The 16195-nt window shown below is 45.4% G+C and carries 14 protein-coding genes; 5 read left to right on the top strand and 9 right to left on the bottom strand.

Going from position 1 to position 16195, the window contains the following annotated elements; genetic code table 11:
* Positions 1 to 16 precede the first annotated feature (16 nt).
* From tssL to L865_RS0111005, 5 genes are read right to left on the bottom strand one after another with little or no spacing between them, the layout of a single operon-like run.
* Positions 17 to 1309, bottom strand: coding sequence for a type VI secretion system protein TssL, long form (gene tssL, locus L865_RS0111025; protein WP_028773293.1), 1293 nt, complete (start codon positions 1307 to 1309; stop codon positions 17 to 19).
* A gap of 27 nt (positions 1310 to 1336) precedes the next feature.
* Entirely contained in the window at positions 1337 to 2665 is a 1329-nt protein-coding gene (tssK, locus tag L865_RS0111020) for a type VI secretion system baseplate subunit TssK (protein ID WP_028773292.1), read from the bottom strand.
* Between the two features lie 24 nt (positions 2666 to 2689).
* Positions 2690 to 3154, bottom strand: coding sequence for a type VI secretion system lipoprotein TssJ (tssJ, locus tag L865_RS0111015; protein WP_157577541.1), 465 nt, complete (start codon positions 3152 to 3154; stop codon positions 2690 to 2692).
* A 24-nt stretch (positions 3155 to 3178) separates the two neighbouring features.
* Complete coding sequence (tagH, locus tag L865_RS0111010) at positions 3179 to 4450, bottom strand: type VI secretion system-associated FHA domain protein TagH (RefSeq protein WP_028773290.1); 1272 nt, start codon at positions 4448 to 4450, stop codon at positions 3179 to 3181.
* Between the two features lie 42 nt (positions 4451 to 4492).
* Entirely contained in the window at positions 4493 to 6469 is a 1977-nt protein-coding gene (locus tag L865_RS0111005) for a serine/threonine-protein kinase (protein WP_028773289.1), read from the bottom strand.
* A 629-nt stretch (positions 6470 to 7098) separates the two neighbouring features.
* Here L865_RS0111005 and L865_RS0111000 point away from each other — a divergent pair.
* From L865_RS0111000 to L865_RS0110990, 3 genes are all read left to right on the top strand, one after another.
* Positions 7099 to 7716, top strand: a complete 618-nt coding sequence (locus tag L865_RS0111000; protein WP_028773288.1) for a response regulator transcription factor — start codon at positions 7099 to 7101, stop codon at positions 7714 to 7716.
* A 91-nt stretch (positions 7717 to 7807) separates the two neighbouring features.
* On the top strand, positions 7808 to 8950 hold the full coding sequence (zapE, locus tag L865_RS0110995) for a cell division protein ZapE (RefSeq protein WP_028773287.1): 1143 nt from the start codon (positions 7808 to 7810) through the stop codon (positions 8948 to 8950).
* An 80-nt stretch (positions 8951 to 9030) separates the two neighbouring features.
* Complete coding sequence (locus L865_RS0110990; RefSeq protein WP_028773286.1) at positions 9031 to 9825, top strand: ABC transporter permease; 795 nt, start codon at positions 9031 to 9033, stop codon at positions 9823 to 9825.
* 54 nt (positions 9826 to 9879) lie between these two features.
* Here L865_RS0110990 and L865_RS0110985 read toward each other — a convergent pair whose 3' ends face one another.
* From L865_RS0110985 to glnE, 4 genes are all read right to left on the bottom strand, one after another.
* Positions 9880 to 10284: a hypothetical protein gene (locus L865_RS0110985; protein ID WP_028773285.1), complete on the bottom strand. Its 405-nt coding sequence runs from the start codon at positions 10282 to 10284 to the stop codon at positions 9880 to 9882.
* A gap of 102 nt (positions 10285 to 10386) precedes the next feature.
* Complete coding sequence (locus tag L865_RS25515) at positions 10387 to 10557, bottom strand: hypothetical protein (protein WP_157577539.1); 171 nt, start codon at positions 10555 to 10557, stop codon at positions 10387 to 10389.
* Positions 10558 to 10596: 39 nt separating this feature from the next.
* On the bottom strand, positions 10597 to 11004 hold the full coding sequence (locus L865_RS0110975) for a hypothetical protein (protein WP_028773284.1): 408 nt from the start codon (positions 11002 to 11004) through the stop codon (positions 10597 to 10599).
* 188 nt (positions 11005 to 11192) lie between these two features.
* The gene (glnE, locus tag L865_RS0110970; RefSeq protein WP_028773283.1) at positions 11193 to 14063 is read right to left on the bottom strand and encodes a bifunctional [glutamate--ammonia ligase]-adenylyl-L-tyrosine phosphorylase/[glutamate--ammonia-ligase] adenylyltransferase; all 2871 of its coding nucleotides are present in this window, start codon (positions 14061 to 14063) and stop codon (positions 11193 to 11195) included.
* Positions 14064 to 14315: 252 nt separating this feature from the next.
* Here glnE and L865_RS0110965 point away from each other — a divergent pair, with 252 nt between their 5' ends.
* Positions 14316 to 15272: a hypothetical protein gene (locus tag L865_RS0110965; RefSeq protein WP_028773282.1), complete on the top strand. Its 957-nt coding sequence runs from the start codon at positions 14316 to 14318 to the stop codon at positions 15270 to 15272.
* A 13-nt stretch (positions 15273 to 15285) separates the two neighbouring features.
* Entirely contained in the window at positions 15286 to 16188 is a 903-nt protein-coding gene (locus L865_RS0110960) for a DUF350 domain-containing protein (protein WP_028773281.1), read from the top strand.
* Positions 16189 to 16195 lie beyond the last annotated feature (7 nt).

The following is a 16195-nucleotide window of genomic DNA, read 5'->3' as shown; positions in this document are numbered from 1 at the left end:
TTCCTTTGTATGACGATTAAAATAGCAAATCGATTTCGATACGACGGTTGAGTGCACGATTATGCTCGTTTACGTTGTCGACTCTTGGTTCTGACTCTCCGCGCCCTTCAGGCCACAGACGGCCACTGAGGGAAGCATTGTTGGCCAGAAAGTTACCTATGGCCGTCGCTCTCGCTAAGGACAGGTGCCAGTTTGATGGGTATTTACTGGTGAAAATAGGGTCGTCATCGGTATGCCCAGTAATGAGAATTTTTCCTGAAGTGCTTTCTAATGTGCGCGCTATTTTGGCTAAAATGGCTTCAAAGTCTGAGCGTGGCTGAGTGCTGCCGGACGAAAACAATACGCCGGCACCAATGCGGATCCGGGTACGATCACTAAGCTGCTCAACTTCAAGTAGTTGTTTAGCTATTTCGGTCTGCAATAGTTGCTGTAGTAGCAAAGCTTCATCGCGGCTAATGCTCTGTGTGTCGGCGCGTTGAGTGTCTTGCCAAGGAACCAAAGCAGTAAGAGATTTATAGACGTTCGACGAATAGCTATTGATGCTGTAGCTAAATCCCATGTAGATAAACAGCGTGAGTACCGCAAACAATGCACCAATAACCCACATAGGGAACGGCTGTACGAAAGCCGCATCCTGCACGACTTTGTCACGCCAATGCGGCGATAGCGCTTTATGACGATCGCCCTTAACTGCCTGCAGAGCATGAAAAGCCTTATCCCTTAACTGTTCAAGTTGCTGCTCCCCTTGCGGCTCTAGACGCATCTTGCCACTAAAACCCAATGTCAGGCATAAGTACATCAGCTCAAGGAGCTGATGCTTGTGTTGTGGTTGCTGTAAGCAGTCTTGTAACAGCGTAAAGAAATACTCCCCGCCCAGCGTTTCTTTGTGGAAAGTCGATAGCAAACTCTCGGATGCCCACAGACTTTCACCACCCCAAGGGGTGTTTAATACGGTTTCATCAAGATAACAACATAAGCAATAGCGCGCTGATTCAATATCATCGCTGGGTAAATTGGCATTGCGCAGGCTCTGCTCATAATTCTTAATCAGCTCAACACATTGCACTCGTAGTGCGGTCACATCCTCATGGCTATGACTATTGCGCACTTGAATACCAATAGAGATCAGCGTGCCAGCATGATCTACAATCGGGTTTTGCGCCAAACTCAATACCGACTGCATTGAGCGCGCACTCGGTTGCTTTTCTTGCACCTGAGTTTTCTGACTATCGCCGGTTGCAGTAGGCTGGGCTAACTCTGGCGCTGGCCGCATCCCTGGGCGAGGCTTCACTACCGTTTTATCACTCACGTTATATCATCCTTAATATGGTGAAGATCAGCTATTGACTAGCCATAGTGCTATATCTAAATCGGGATAGTGGCCAGACAAATGTAAGGCAATACCGCCACTAGAGTGCAGGCTACGCCAAAGAGAATGGGATTTATCAAGCTGAAAGTAATGATAGCCGGCGTGATAAGGCACCTGCCTCGGCGCAACGGGTAGGCTAACAACACCAATACCAGCCAACTGGTTATTGACCAGCTCGCGAATCGTTTCTACAGAGCCCACCTTAATCTGACTCGGCAAGCGTTGTCTGAGCTCTTCATTCGGCACACTGGCTTTAACAGCCAATACAAATTCTGCACTATCTAAGGCACTTTTATCAGCAATGCTAGAGAAATAGATGCCAAATTTGGTTTTCTCTAGTGGCAACTCAATCGCGCTTTGTTCATAAACACTGCTCAGAGCCTGATTTAATACAGTCATTAATGCTGCAAAACCTTGGCTCAAGTTTTCATGTTGATATTCCGGTAATTTAGTTACCCGCTTGTCAGCAGCACTAAAGGTCGCAAGCTCGCCGGCAAAACAAGCTAGCGTGCTAAATACCTGTTCAGGGTGAACCCCCTGCGTCGCGAGGAAGCGCTCTAACATCGGCTGATACTTATTTAACAACTGCAGCATCAAGAAATCCGCTATTGAGCTGGCATTGCCTTGGGTTTGACTTAATCTAGCGGCGATTGCGTCAGCACGCTGTACTGTCATGCCGAGCACTTCACTCACCATGCTCTGCAATACACTGCAATGCTCAATACTGAGACGAGGCGCAATAAATTTTCTGTCGAGGCGAATCATGCCTTCATCTGATACATCGACGATACGAGCGATAGCAATGCTGACGTAGCCAGCCCTGTCTTCAGCTTGTAGTTTTAGACGACAATTCAGTTTAGCCACCTGTAGCACTTCCATGGCTTCGGCACCAACACTGGTGTCGACAATATTATGGTCATCAAAATGAAATCGGGTGATTGTACGTTGCTCACCGGCAGAAATGTTTTGCCCAGTGGTTTTGCTCACAGGTAACACTAGATAAATCAGTTGATCTGTCGTACCCGCAGCAACCGTTATAACCTCAGGTAGAGGGTGTTGTTGTGGCAGTACGGCCAGGGTGTTATCAGGAAATACACACTCAATACTATTTAATCGGAACTGGCCGATCTTTAGCAGACTATGGTCAATATCAAGGCTATACACCCCCCATGCCATTGGGGTAATTCGATTCAATAAATTGGCATATTGGTGGTGCAGATAGCGTTCTTGTTGTTGCATATGTTGCGGCCGCAGAAACATGCCTTCTGTCCATGCCACAGGGCTAAAATCGCTCATAACTTCCCTATTGTGCTGCTGTGGTTATTGCTCTGTGCTATACACTGCAATTTTTTCAATATTGATATTGACGTTATCGTAGCCAGTCGGGTCAACTTCAACGACAGAGCGCCAGCGAGATGCATCGATATCACGATAAGCAACCACTACACCGATATAACGGGTATTAGTATTGAGCGTCATTGGATACTCAAGTTGCTGTGTGGGCTGCATTTCAAGCTCATCTTTCTTGATGAGATCGGGCCCTAAAATCTGCTCCGCCGACTCGTACAAAGTGAAGAAGTCTTGGGTATCAAAGATCGTGCGTGACGATAGCTCAAACAGCTTCACCACCACAGGAGACGGTCGACCATTGATATCTGGATTAATATCAGCCGAAGCATTGAAAATTACATCTGTTGAAGGCGGCACGATGGCATTGATGGTGGAACAGCCACTAATCAGCGCGCCATAGCCTAAAAACACTGCACCAAGCAGCCAAGATTTCATATTCATAGTCCTAACCTACACTTGTTATAATGACTTAATTTTTTCGTCATATGCCTTAATAAAATCATCAGATAGCGCAGCATGTCCTTGCTGCCTAAAGTCACTTGTCATATCGTCATGCAAGCCCTTGTAGACCTTCCAATACTTCATCTGCTTTTGACCGGGCAACACCGTTTCCACCAGTGATAAATGAGCCATTTGCTGTTCGATCTTTAGCGGATCCAACTGTGATAGCAGGCCTTGCATGGCACCCGATGCCCCGGCAATGAAAGCTTCATCATGTTTACGCGCATCACTAAATGCGGCCGAAATGGCCTGCTTTGATGACAAAAATGTGCTGCTTCGACGCAGAAACAGGTTTTGAAATACATCATCAATGGATGCTGAAAATTTCAATGGATTATTTTCTTGTTGTTGAAAGGTCGTTTGGTTAATGCGGTATTGATTTTTTAACGATGAGCGTTGACGAAGCGTGGCCATCAAACCTTCAAGCATCAACTTCATGCCTTGCCCCATTTCAAACAACAACGCCTCTGAAACCGCTGCTGGTAGCTGCTCTTTCGCCACACCTAAACCATCAAAAAACGCCTTCATCTCTCCTGAATCCATCACCTGGGTTTCAGGCGCACAAGATGGCTGCGCGTTTGGCTGGCTCTGGGGCTTGGCTGACACCTGGCTGAGCTCTGCACGAGTATCAAGTCGACTCGCAGTATGATTCGGTGACGCGCCAAACTCATGCTCCCAAGCCTCTGGGATTGGTGCATTGGGTAATTGAAAGTGATCTTGTAAGTCATGACTCACTTGCGGGGCGAGTCCATTCGCTTGCTTGGTTGTAGCTAAGGGCTCACTAACTGGAAGTCTTGGCGCAGCGTTACCGCCAAGTACATTAGAAACTTCAATGCCGCTAACTTGCGGAGCTTCAGGGGTCACTTGCGAGCGATCGCCGCCTGTCGCGATCGGATCGAGGTTTTTCCCACTCTGCAGCGCCGTTACTTTGACCTCATAATCACCAAAAGTCAGCAAATCACCGTCGACCAGCTTATGCTGGCGACTCTTTCCTAGCGCTTCAACCGCTCGATTGACAAATAGGTCGTTGGTCGAGACATCATGGAGGTAAAACCCATCATGCTGCTTTTCTATTCGAGCATGCACGCCCGACACCACTTTTTCGGGATCGGGCAGATGCCAGTCATTGCTCTCTGATCGCCCCAAAGAGATCGACTCTTTGAGCGCCTTAACAGAGACTTGCTCTGGAGAAAGTCGATGATAACTTACAATTTCTAGACCTAATTCCATATCGTTTTACAGTCCTAATCCTTGGTATACCGGGTACTTGATCTACACGCCATCAAGTCGTTCAAACAATTCATTGCCCCGCGCAATCAAGTCTCTCGCAGTCTTAAAGTACTGCTTCTCCATATAGATATTGGCGAATCTTAAATAGGTCGCCGCTACGCGCTTTTCTAATTTCAATAGGGGTTGGAAATCCTGCGGCAAATTCGTCGCCAAATCGGTCACAACACCATCAAATGCATGCAGTTCCTTAGGCGTAGCAACCTCGTCAAGTTGTGCAGACAACTCATTAAAGGTTTCAAGGTAATAGACTTCTGCTGCGGCATAGGGGTAGGGTTGGTCCACCCCTTGGGATACGGCTTGGGTATAGCTATTGATCGCTTTCACTGCCACTGTCATACGCTGACCATGATCCAGTAGCGCTTGTGCCTGTTGGTGATGAACAAACAATAATTCACCCACACTGTTTAATTCAGCAATGGTTTTAATATCATGATTAGATAGCGCTTGTTCAAAACGCGACTGATACAAACTAAATGCTGCATCATCGGGCACAAATGAATAACCGGTTTGCACCATCTGCATGTCATTAAGAATCACCGCGATATCATTATCACCCATTTCGGCATAGCGGCCCTGGGCCAACAAAACGTTCAAACGATCTGATAGTGCATCTAATACTGATTGTTGATTTCGATCGACTTCACCCTGCATTTTTGCCAACGTTGCAGAATCAGGGTAAAGCTGACTGCCTGTAGCCAAAATTTTATTTATTTCGGCAAAATTACGATAATGACCTTTGCCAATCCGAGGCACCTGCTCGATCTGGCGCGCCAGTACCGCCATAACCTGCGGCTGTTTTAACGCAAGCAGTCCGTGCTTAGTCAATGGACTGATATCAGTCATTTGCGAGAATTGAGATAATAATTGCTGCGCGGAAAGTTGCTGATAATCAGTTAACTTCTGTTGTTGTTGAGCCGATACCGCAACAAGCTGATTAAGCATAGACAATTGATTTTGTTGAGATTGATAGAATACACCGCCCAATATGATAACCGCGATGGCAGCTGCTGTTGCGCTAATTAACGGCAGCTTTGAAGAGGCTAAGCGCCGTGCAATACTGTCAACGCTAGGTGCGCGATCTTGTTTATGTAACGCCAAGCCTTTCTTGAGTACTGGCCATAATAGCCAATTGATATTTTTAGGCTTTTTAAGCTCAATCTTAGACAAATCAACTTGGTTAGCTGCCAACCTTTGATAAGGGTGTTTGCTACTGAGCAATTCATACACAATACAGGAGAAAGCAAACACATCATCTGCTGCACAGCCATCTTGCCCTTCTAGCTGTTCAAGACTGGCATACGCCGGGGTAAATCCACTTAGTGGTGACGTATTTTGATGATTTTGTACTGCGTATTTGTCAAAGTTAAGTTGAAGTGCCTTTGCTACTCCAAAATCAAAAACCTTTATTTGACCTTGCCGGGTTAGAATTATATTCGATGGTTTTAAATCAGTATGAACAATGCCCTGTTTGTGGGTGTACTCCAACGCTGAGCTTATTTGGGTAATGATTTTAATGACGCCTGAAAAATTAATCCCCAGTGGCCGAGAACGTTTGATAACTTGATCTAACGACTCGCCATCAAGCCACTCCATCACTAAGAAATGATGCTCGCCGTCAGAATCAACATCGTAAACGCGGATAATATTGGGATGTGATAGTTGCTGGGTTTTTCGCGCTTCTCTAACCAATACCTGCTTGGCTTCAGGCGTTGAGCTATATTGCGGCAACAGCACCTTAATAGCGACATAAGGTTCTGTTATTCCAGCAGATTCAAAATGCAGATCTTTGGCTTTGTAGATATCGCTCATACCGCCGCTACCAATATGAGACTCAATCAGATAACGGTTTTTAAAACATTGGCCAACCAAATTACCACTGGTTTCTACATCTTGTGAATCAATGCCAGCAATAAGTGTTTTATCATCCTGAGCGGGTGCATTTTCCCTTAACTTATCCATAAGTATAATATTCCCTAACGCTTAACCACTTATAAAAACAAATAGAGCGGTATAATTTAAGGTTGCACATTTTGCATTAGAGAGAATTAAAAAACAACTATGTAAATTTATTTTCATACAAAACAAAAATCGACAAATATAAAAATCCATATAAAACAAAAACAAATATTATTTGTAAATACAGTATTAATATAAAACTATACTTTTATACTACAAACAGCCGACAACCACCTCCCTCGCTTCAAGGTATACAGCTACAAGCAACTGAATATAAACAACAAAAATAAAAAACACATAATTAAAGTATGACGACAACATCATATTTAACATGACTCATTTTGTATATAATATCGCGAAGAGGCACCATATATAATACCTAAGTATATAAAAATAAAAATCACCACCAATAGAATACTGAAAGCGCTACCATCCGCAATTAACGCGTGATTTATCCACTAGACCATTTGATGAAAACCAACAAGCAATAAAATTAATCATGATATTAACGAAACAAGTATTGATTTATATAAATGAATCACTAAAATACCGCCCTAAAGGATAATAACAATCAAAATAAATCCTATCTGAAGTAACAATTTGCACATGCTAAGATGTCATAAGGATATGAGATGTATGAAGGTGAATTATTCACACTTAGTCACGAGCCTGCAGATCTACAGCTGTTAAATAGCTGTGCCGGTTTATTAGACTTAGCCCTAAATAGCGATCAAGATGCGACCTTTGCATGGGCGCATTCCGCCAGTAGAAAGAAGATACTGATTCATTTTATCAATGATTTACCCATAGCGATGATGAACTTAGATCGCAGCCTCTTTGATACCGGTAAACATATCGCCATCAGTAAAAACTTATGCCTAAATGATGAGTTAGCGCTGTTAAATCAAGGGTTTTCTGGCGCCTGCGATAGCAAGCAACCGACTTATTTACTTTTAAAAGTCATTAAAGATACCTTAGAAGGCAATTTATCATTTAGTAATAAAGCCTTGTCTCGCTATATATTGAGTCAACAACGCCCCATCGCTTCAACTGAATACCTGTCATTATTTAAACTCACCACTAAAAAAGAGCAGGAAGTCCTATCTCTTGTCTGTATGGGCCTGAGTAATAACGAAGTGGCAGAAAGATTATCGGTATCAATTAATACCATTAAGATGCATTTACAGAATATCTACAAAAAGACTAAGGTCAAAAACCGTAGCCAACTATTACTTGCCTACTCGAGATAGACAAGGTGTTAGACAAGGTAGGATCATCATTGCATGCTGGCGATCCTCAACTTACAATCAGGCCAACCTAGAAAACCTGCAATGGACAACCATGGCCGCCTCTCCTCTTTGCCACTATCAGAACCTGCTAGATAGCAAAGCTTTAATTTTTGATCCCGCACAACAACATGCTGTGCAGCAGTTACAAAGCTTGTTTCAGCAATTGCAGAGTCAATCGCAGCCGGTAACAGGTCTCTATTTATGGGGCGATGTGGGTCGCGGTAAGACTCGGCTAATGGATCTGTTTTTCCACGCCTGCCAAAACAGCGACAAGATTAAGCCACAACGTTTGCACTTTCATCGGTTTATGTCACAAGTGCACCGTCAATTGAATCAATATGGTGACGCAGCCACCTCAATAGAGCAGATAGCGAGCGAACTTGCATTGACATGTGAAGTGCTATGCTTTGATGAGTTTTTTGTCAATGACATTGGAGATGCCATTATTCTATATCGGCTATTTGAAGCGCTGTTTCAGCAAGGTGTGGTGCTAGTCGCCACCTCGAACGTCGCTGTTAACCAACTTTATGCCAACGGTCTACAACGCGAACGATTTTTACCTTGTATTGACTTAATTGAAAAGCAAACAAAAAGCCTACATTTACAAGCCCAGCAAGACTATCGCCTTAGAAGCCTTGAACTGCAACCGGCTTACTTTACTGACAAGCAGGCGTTTTCTCGCTTATTCGAACAGCTCAATGATTTCAATCATTCAGTGACCAAACGTGCAATAACGGTGTTAGATAGGCAAATTGATGTCATTCAACGCACGACGAATATCCTGTGGGTCGATTTTACAGCCTTATGCCAAGGCCCGCGTTCTGCACTCGACTATATCGAATTAGCTAATCGATATCAGACTATCCTGCTAAGTCATGTACCTGTGCTGGGCGGCGAGCCAAAAAGCTGGATAAAAGCCAGAGGTACTGAAGATGGCATTGGAGCCACGGCGACGGGCGCACGGCAACTTGCATACGCACTCAATGACGACCCTGCTCGGCGCTTTATTGCTTTAGTTGACGAGTTATATGACAGACAAGTCAATTTATACATACAGGCAGACGTACCACTAGACGAACTTTATCACCAAGGTGCATTAAGTTTTGAGTTTAGACGCACAAACAGCCGTTTAAAAGAGATGCAATCGAGTGCCTATTTAGCCCAAGCCCCTAAACCCCACAGCCAAGGCGATTGACGTAATAATGTGCGTGATAGGCTGCCAACAATCAGGTAAACACGCTACACTGATGCCACTCAATATTTAAGGTCAAAGCCATGCAAGCCACCATTGATATCAGCTGGTTAACTGTCAGTTTGTTTTTGCTCACATTGGTGATACCTGCGGCAATCAACGCCTACTTTAGGCTGAAGTTAGGCAAAGAGATCGTCACTGCTGTCGCTCGTATGACGATACAGCTTATTTTGGTTGGGCTTTATCTCGGCGTGCTGTTTGAACTGAACAATCCTTGGCTAAATATCGCCTGGTTGTTAGTGATGGTATTGGTTGGAGCTAGTGCCATTTTGTCTGGTGCTAAACTGCCTAAAAGAGCGCTTTTTAGCCCCCTTGCCATTGCCTTAAGCGCTGCGACCTTCCCCTTAATGGTGCTGCTTTTAATTGTGCTGCTACAGCCCTCGCCTTTTTACAGTGCACAGTACTTAATTCCATTGGCTGGGATGTTATTAGGCAACGGCTTAAGCGGCAATATCGTTGCGCTGCAACGCCTATTTAGCGCCTTTAGCGAAAAGAAAGCTGATTATGAGTCTGCGTTAGTATTAGGGGCAACACCCCGTCAAGCAGCGTGGCCTTTTGTCCAGTCTGCCTTGCAGCAATCACAAGCACCTATCCTAGCTTCCATGGCGACAACAGGGTTAGTCACTTTGCCCGGTATGATGACAGGCCAGATATTGGGGGGCACAGATCCTATGATTGCGGTGAAATACCAACTCATTATTATGGTGGCCATTTTTGTGATGCTCAGCATATCGGTAACCATTGCTCTGCTGCTTACCTTACGGGTTGCGCTGCACAGCACAGGTTATATTGCGATCAAGCAGCTTAGCCATGAATAACCATTAAAAAAGGCACCTTACGGTGCCTTTTTTCTCTGAAACCAGCTGATTGAATCAGGCAAACAGGGCTATGATACTGCCGATGCCTGCCGCCGCTTTAATGTATTTTCCAAAGCCGTAGCTGTCGTCCTCTTCAGACTCCGTGGTTTTATCAACCACAGTATTGTCTTGCGGGTCTTTGTTATCTGCTACAGGGGCTTTGTCACACTGACAATTAGTTTTATCTGTGGCAGTCTCTTCATCGGGGCGCTGTGCAGGTTTTGCTTCTGATTCAGGCTTTACCGAATTAGCTTGGTCGCTAAGCGCTTGGCCTGCAGGTGATAAGGTCACCTCTACCGATACTTTGCTAATCGAGGCCGGAACAGCCGACCCATTTTGTTGATTTACTGCTGTGGGAGTAATACCAATCGACACAGAAGGACGTGCTTCGTTGACTATGTGACCAGATACCGCGCTCATGTTAATTTTCCGCTGATAGCCCTAATATCCACACTATAACTGCAACACCAACAAGATGAAATCATCATCCTCTTAAATAGTGATACAAGTTGTATCCTTGATTTAAAACAACCACTTAAACGATAGTCCCAACTGCTGATACGCTGTATTTTCAAGCTGCATATGTTGCACACGTAAACTTAAACGCTGATAAGGTGTAGATTGAATATCTACACCGATATGGGCATAGGGGGCCGTGCCAACACGCAGGTGCTGGTCTGCACTTAAGGTCATGTTGTGCGCCCACTGAAATGCCCCGACTCCCCACTGCAACTACATATCGTCAACTTGATAAGCATAGGCCAGCTTAGCTCCCCAACCTTGATAAAGAGTGCCTTGCAAGGACGAGGCGAGCGCCGGTGTATCGCCAAGTAGCGTATTGCTGCCAATGAGAATGTTATCAAAACTGATAGACCAATCTTGCACAGGCAGCGATTCAAGCTCAGTGGCGGCCTGACATTGGTATACAGCTAATAAGCTCAGCAACAAGATGGTCCACGCAATCGGTAATCTTTGCCAGCTCAAAGCGCGAGGTTTAGCGGATACGGTGCACTTTGCCTTAGTGGTTTGCGGCTTAATCTGTAGCAATTGATGTTTGATTAAGCTACGCACCATCACATCATGGCAATGGTTGCTAGGCTTAGCAAAATCAAATCTGGCTGAAATATGTAGGCTTGGCATAAGCGCCTCCAAAGCAAGTAACCTTGGAGGGATTTGTGCATTAACTAGGCCACAATGATAGCTGCAAATAAAATCAGTCACTTATTATTGCAGTGCATCGCTCCTTTGCAAATTGCACTGCAACTTACATAGAAATTGACGCTGTAAGTTGCATATTCACCAGACTTACAGTGTCAATTTACAACAACTCACTCATGTTGCCCTTCAAGTACTAAACGGTAAATCGCAATAACTTGCTCTGCATGTGATTGAACCTGCTCACTAGGAACACGAGTTGGCTTTTGCTGTAACGTCAGTCGGTGGCTTTCATCACGCAAGTAACAATAGGCATCGGTTAATTGCTTAGCTTGTTGCAAGCTGAGCAACTCTAACTCGGCTAATGACTCAAAGATGCGAACATTATCAGACCAAGTCGTCAGATAATGATGCTGATGAGCATTGGCAAGCACTAGGTACTGGGCAATAAACTCGATATCAGCGATACCACCAGGGCTTTGCTTTAAATCAAATTCGCCATCAGTCACTTTCAGCAAATGATCACGCATCTTAATTCGCATATCTTTCACCGCTGTGGCTAATTCTTGCTTATCTCTCGTCCCACAAATCACCTGTGATCTTAGCTCGCTAAAGCGCACCGACAAACTCGTATCACCAAACATGAACCTTGCTCTTACCAGTGCTTGGTGCTCCCAAGTCCACGCCTCCTTAGACTGATAGTCACCAAAATTTTCAATTTCACTGACGAGCAAACCCGATGCGCCCGAAGGACGTAAGCGCATATCCACTTCATAAAGCTCACCTGAAGAGGTGCGTGTAGAAAATAAGTGTAAAATACGCTGGGCGACTTTTAGATAGAAATGCCCTATCTCTATCTCTCTATCGCCATTGGTATGCAGACTTTGCGGATACTTGTCGCGGTGATAGTCATGCAGGAATACCAGATCGAGATCAGAGCCATAGCCAAGTTCAATACCACCGGCTTTACCGTAACCAATCACGGCAAATCCCATCTCAGCACCACTAAGATGCGGCGGCACACCATGCCTGCTGCTTACCTGATGCCATGCTTGCAATACCACTTGCTCAATAATCGCTTCTGCCAGCAAGGTTAAGTGATCGCTGACCTGCATTACTGGTAATACGCCAGTGACATCGGCCGCTGCAATCTTAAGCTGCTGCGACAACTTGAACTGTCGCAGCGCTTCCATCTGCTGCTCCATGTCATCTTCTGGTACTCGCAGCAAATATTGGCGCAACTCACTGCCATAGTCATCTAATGCCGTAGTGTCGTATAACTGCACCGGATCGATAAGTTCATCCAGTAACATCGGGAACTTAGCAAGCTGCTCCGAAATCCATGGACTAGCCATACACAGGCTCACCAGTTGCTGTCTCGCGCCTGGGTTTTCGTAAAGTAATTCTAAGTAAGTAGTACGGGTCAAGATTTGGTCGAGTACTTTTGAAACCGGTTCAAAGGCACTTGAGGGCGAGTCAAAACCAACAATCTCATTGAGTAACCAAGGCATGAGCTTGTCTAACGTTTGTCGGCCTCTTGGACCGATCGAGCGCTTAATAACAGTTTGCCACCATAGCTTCAGCGCAGGCCAAAAAACACTATCTTCCACACCATGTTCAAGCAATACGCTTTGCGCATGCTCCTCTTCTTGGGCATTCCATAGCTGTTGGGTCCAGATATCGTCGACATCATCTGCATCTTGGCCACCCACCGTATCTTTAAAGTGGCTATGAATTTTATCCATTGCCGCTTCGATATTGGCTCTGAGCTCTGACTCCGACGCCATCGCTAATACACTGCATAGTCGCTGCCAATCCAATGGATTATTGGGCAAAGTTTGAGTTTGTTGATCTGCTATCGCCTGCAGCAAGCTCTCGACGCGTCTGAGCAGCAAATAGCTATTTTTTAACTCATCAACGGAGCGGTATTCAAGCTGCCCTAGCTGATATAAGGTATCAATCGCCGCAAACAGCGATTGCTGCCTAAGCGCAGGTTCACGGCCGCCACGGATAAGTTGAAAGCTCTGAACCACAAACTCCACTTCGCGGATCCCACCAGCGCCTAGCTTTATATTGTCAGTCAGCTGTCGGCGGCGTACTTCTTGAGAAATCAGCCGCTTCATTTTTCGCAATGACTCAATCGCTGAAAAGTCTAAGTAGCGCCGATAAACAAACGGCCGCAACATGGCGTGCAATTCATCGCTAAAGCCAGTCCATGGTCCTAATGCTCTGGCCTTCACCATGGCATAGCGCTCCCAGTCGCGCCCTTGTTCTTGATAGTAGTCTTCTAAACCGCTAAAACTGACGACCAATGGGCCACTCTCGCCGTATGGCCGCAATCGCATATCAACTCGGTAAACAAAACCATCCACTGTTACCTGATGCAACATATTGACTAAACGTTGCCCCATGCGAATAAAGAACTGCTGATTATCAATCGGTCTTCTTCCGCCTTGGGTCTCGCCATGCTCAGGGAAAGTAAAGATAAGGTCGATATCAGAGGAGAAATTGAGCTCACGACCACCGAGTTTCCCCATACCTAATATCATCAGTGGCTGCGGATTACCATGAGCATCACAAGGAGTACCCAGCTGCTGGCTCAATGAGTCATATAGCCAGTCACGTGCGGCAATAATCAAGGCTTCAGCCAGCGCGGATAAGTCGATAAGGCACTGGGGCAACGGTGAGTAGCCTTTAAAGTCACGCCAAGCAATACGCACCATCTGTTGGTTGCGATATTGGCGCAATAGAGATTTAACTTGCTCTTCATCTTGCTGACTCTCTAACAGCTGACGAAGCTCCTGCGCAAACAGCTGGCAATCAAGCTCAAGTCGTTGCCCTTCAAAAAGCGGCATTATCCACTGCGGGCAGCGCGTTAACTGCTCAGCAATAAAATCACTGAGTCCAAAAACTTGATATAATTCTTGCTGTTGCTCAGAGGTTAGCTCGGAAAATTCAGGCCACCTCGCTATCAGACGTTGAAGGTGTTCATCTGCACGCTCACAGATAAGCGCAGAGAGTCCTGACTGGCGAAGATGCTGCATAGTAAAAATATTCCCTAACAGTTTTTTCTATCGACATAATATGTCATGAATGATATAGATATGATAGAAATGCAACTAAAGTGTAAATATCTGAGGGCAAGATGGTCATTGCTACAGATTAAAGTGCAAAAAGGGTTGTTGCTTCACACCTATGTGAGGTTACTATACCTTAAGCAGACTATGTATTGCGTATGAAATTTAAGGGCAAATGGTGATTTATTGCCTCAGTTCTGAAACCAATTTGGAGAAATCATGGCAGTAATGCTAATGCGTGTTCTCACCTTGACCTTGTTGCTTACCTTAGTGGGATGCGGCGACGATAGGCCAGAAAAAATCAGCCAATACCAAGGCTTAGCAAAGCAGAGAATCGATGACCTTGGCAATATGCTCGACAATGGTCAGGTTCGTAATGCTAATTTACTGACTCAATACAGTGGCATCGTCGCTAAACAAAACAGCGAACTATCGCCACTATTGATTGAGCTAGCCAAAGATTCAACCTCAAGTGGACCATTGTATCAATCATTGCAACGGCGCTTGAGCGAACTCAGTGTAAGCAGCAATTTCATCGATTTAGATCAGCAGCTGGCTGAGGCAGAGAATTTATATCAAGCCGCCGACCCAAGCCTGTTTAATGACATGCTGTCCGATCCGGTCAATGTAGTTGCCGATATGTCTCAAGGGGCGTTAGCTCGGGTAAACTCAATCAGCCGTGAGGCCGCGGTGTTAGCCAATGGGGCCGAGGATTTCGGCGCCGGCAGCCAATTGGTCGGCAACCCATCATACGGTGAATGGCAAACAGGCTCAAATGGCATGTCATTTTGGGCTTGGTATGGCATGTACTCGATGTTCTCTAACCTAGTACGCGGCCCTGTTCACTACGATCGCTGGTCAAGCAGTCGTAATTACAGCTATTACAATGACGTTGGCCGCTACCGCTATACCTCACCTAAACAAGCGCGCAGCCAAAACAGTACCTTTGAGCGTACTCAAAAACAGTTTAGTCGCCAAGGCAAACGTTTCGACAGCCCTTATGCTAAATCACGTTCAGGCTCTACTAGCTTATCACGCCAAAGTGCCAGTGTGCCTAAAGCGAGTAGTGCAGGAGTGGCCAAAAGTGGTAGCAAATTCCGCTCTAACTACGCAAAAAATAGTAATTTAAGAAATTCCAGCAATCGCACCACTCGCGGCGTTCGTCGAGGAAAATAGGTAGGAAATGACAATGACATTTTTCAATAGTTATGAAGGCCTGAGCTTTGACCTCGCCATAATTTTAGTGATTGATTTAACCATCGCTATCGCCTTGCTGGCCGCAATGCGCTATTTGCAAGGCTGGTCTGTAAAAGTTGACAGCCGCATTGAGCTGGCTGAAAAAGATAACTTTGCTTTTGGTATTAGTACCGCTGGGGCGGTCGCTGCACTCGGTATTGTGTTAACCGGTGCCATTACCGGTGAAGCGGCTGAATCGTTTCTTATCGAAGCCATTGGCATGAGTGCCTACGGTATTTTTGGCCTAGTGCTAATTAAATTTGGCCGTTACCTTCACGATAAAATTGCCCTCAATGAAATTGATAAAAATGCGCTGATTATCAAAGGGAATATCTCAGTTGCGTTAGTGGATGCCGCTGCCGCCATTGCCACTGCCATCATTATTCGCTCGGTGCTAATGTGGGCAGAGGACTTAACTGTCGATACCTTTATCGCCATTTTCAGTGCCTTTGCGGTATCTCAGCTAATGATGGTCGCCCTGACCAGACTACGTGAAATTCGCTATGCAAAACGTAACCAGCAAGCTTCAATGCAGCAAGCTTTAGCCCAAGGCCAAACCGCTTTAGCGATTCGTCATGCCGGTTACATGTTAGCCATGGCACTGAGCTTTAATGCCGCTAGCCATTTCATCGTTTATGTACCACAAGCATATGTTAGCAATATCCTCGGTTGGTTAGCTTTCTCAGTATTGATGCTCATCTGTCTATCAGTACTGCTCAAAATCGTTAAGAAACTGGTACTCGCTGCCATTAACTTAGCAGAAGAAGTAGAGCAGCAGCACAATATTGGTGTCGCCACCGTAGAGCTGGCAATTAGCGTCGCTATCGCGATGATTTTAACCAGCTTAATGGCATAGCCCGCGC

The organism is Shewanella waksmanii ATCC BAA-643, assembly GCF_000518805.1.
GTDB lineage: Bacteria > Pseudomonadota > Gammaproteobacteria > Enterobacterales > Shewanellaceae > Shewanella > Shewanella waksmanii.
The sequence above is the reverse complement of the archived record's forward strand: the minus strand, read 5'-3'. Positions and strand labels throughout refer to the sequence as shown.

Bases quoted from the DNA above. Each gene is read 5' to 3' on its own strand.
- tssK (WP_028773292.1), bottom strand. From the start codon at position 2,665: ATGAGCGATTTTAGCCCTGTGGCATGGACAGAAGGCATGTTTCTGCGG.
- tssJ (WP_157577541.1), bottom strand. From the start codon at position 3,154: ATGAAATCTTGGCTGCTTGGTGCAGTGTTTTTAGGCTATGGCGCGCTG.
- tagH (WP_028773290.1), bottom strand. From the start codon at position 4,450: ATGGAATTAGGTCTAGAAATTGTAAGTTATCATCGACTTTCTCCAGAG.
- L865_RS0111005 (WP_028773289.1), bottom strand. From the start codon at position 6,469: ATGGATAAGTTAAGGGAAAATGCACCCGCTCAGGATGATAAAACACTT.
- L865_RS0111000 (WP_028773288.1), top strand. From the start codon at position 7,099: ATGTATGAAGGTGAATTATTCACACTTAGTCACGAGCCTGCAGATCTA.
- zapE (WP_028773287.1), top strand. From the start codon at position 7,808: ATGGCCGCCTCTCCTCTTTGCCACTATCAGAACCTGCTAGATAGCAAA.
- L865_RS0110990 (WP_028773286.1), top strand. From the start codon at position 9,031: ATGCAAGCCACCATTGATATCAGCTGGTTAACTGTCAGTTTGTTTTTG.
- L865_RS0110985 (WP_028773285.1), bottom strand. From the start codon at position 10,284: ATGAGCGCGGTATCTGGTCACATAGTCAACGAAGCACGTCCTTCTGTG.
- L865_RS25515 (WP_157577539.1), bottom strand. From the start codon at position 10,557: ATGACCTTAAGTGCAGACCAGCACCTGCGTGTTGGCACGGCCCCCTAT.
- L865_RS0110975 (WP_028773284.1), bottom strand. From the start codon at position 11,004: ATGCCAAGCCTACATATTTCAGCCAGATTTGATTTTGCTAAGCCTAGC.
- glnE (WP_028773283.1), bottom strand. From the start codon at position 14,063: ATGCAGCATCTTCGCCAGTCAGGACTCTCTGCGCTTATCTGTGAGCGT.
- L865_RS0110965 (WP_028773282.1), top strand. From the start codon at position 14,316: ATGGCAGTAATGCTAATGCGTGTTCTCACCTTGACCTTGTTGCTTACC.
- L865_RS0110960 (WP_028773281.1), top strand. From the start codon at position 15,286: ATGACATTTTTCAATAGTTATGAAGGCCTGAGCTTTGACCTCGCCATA.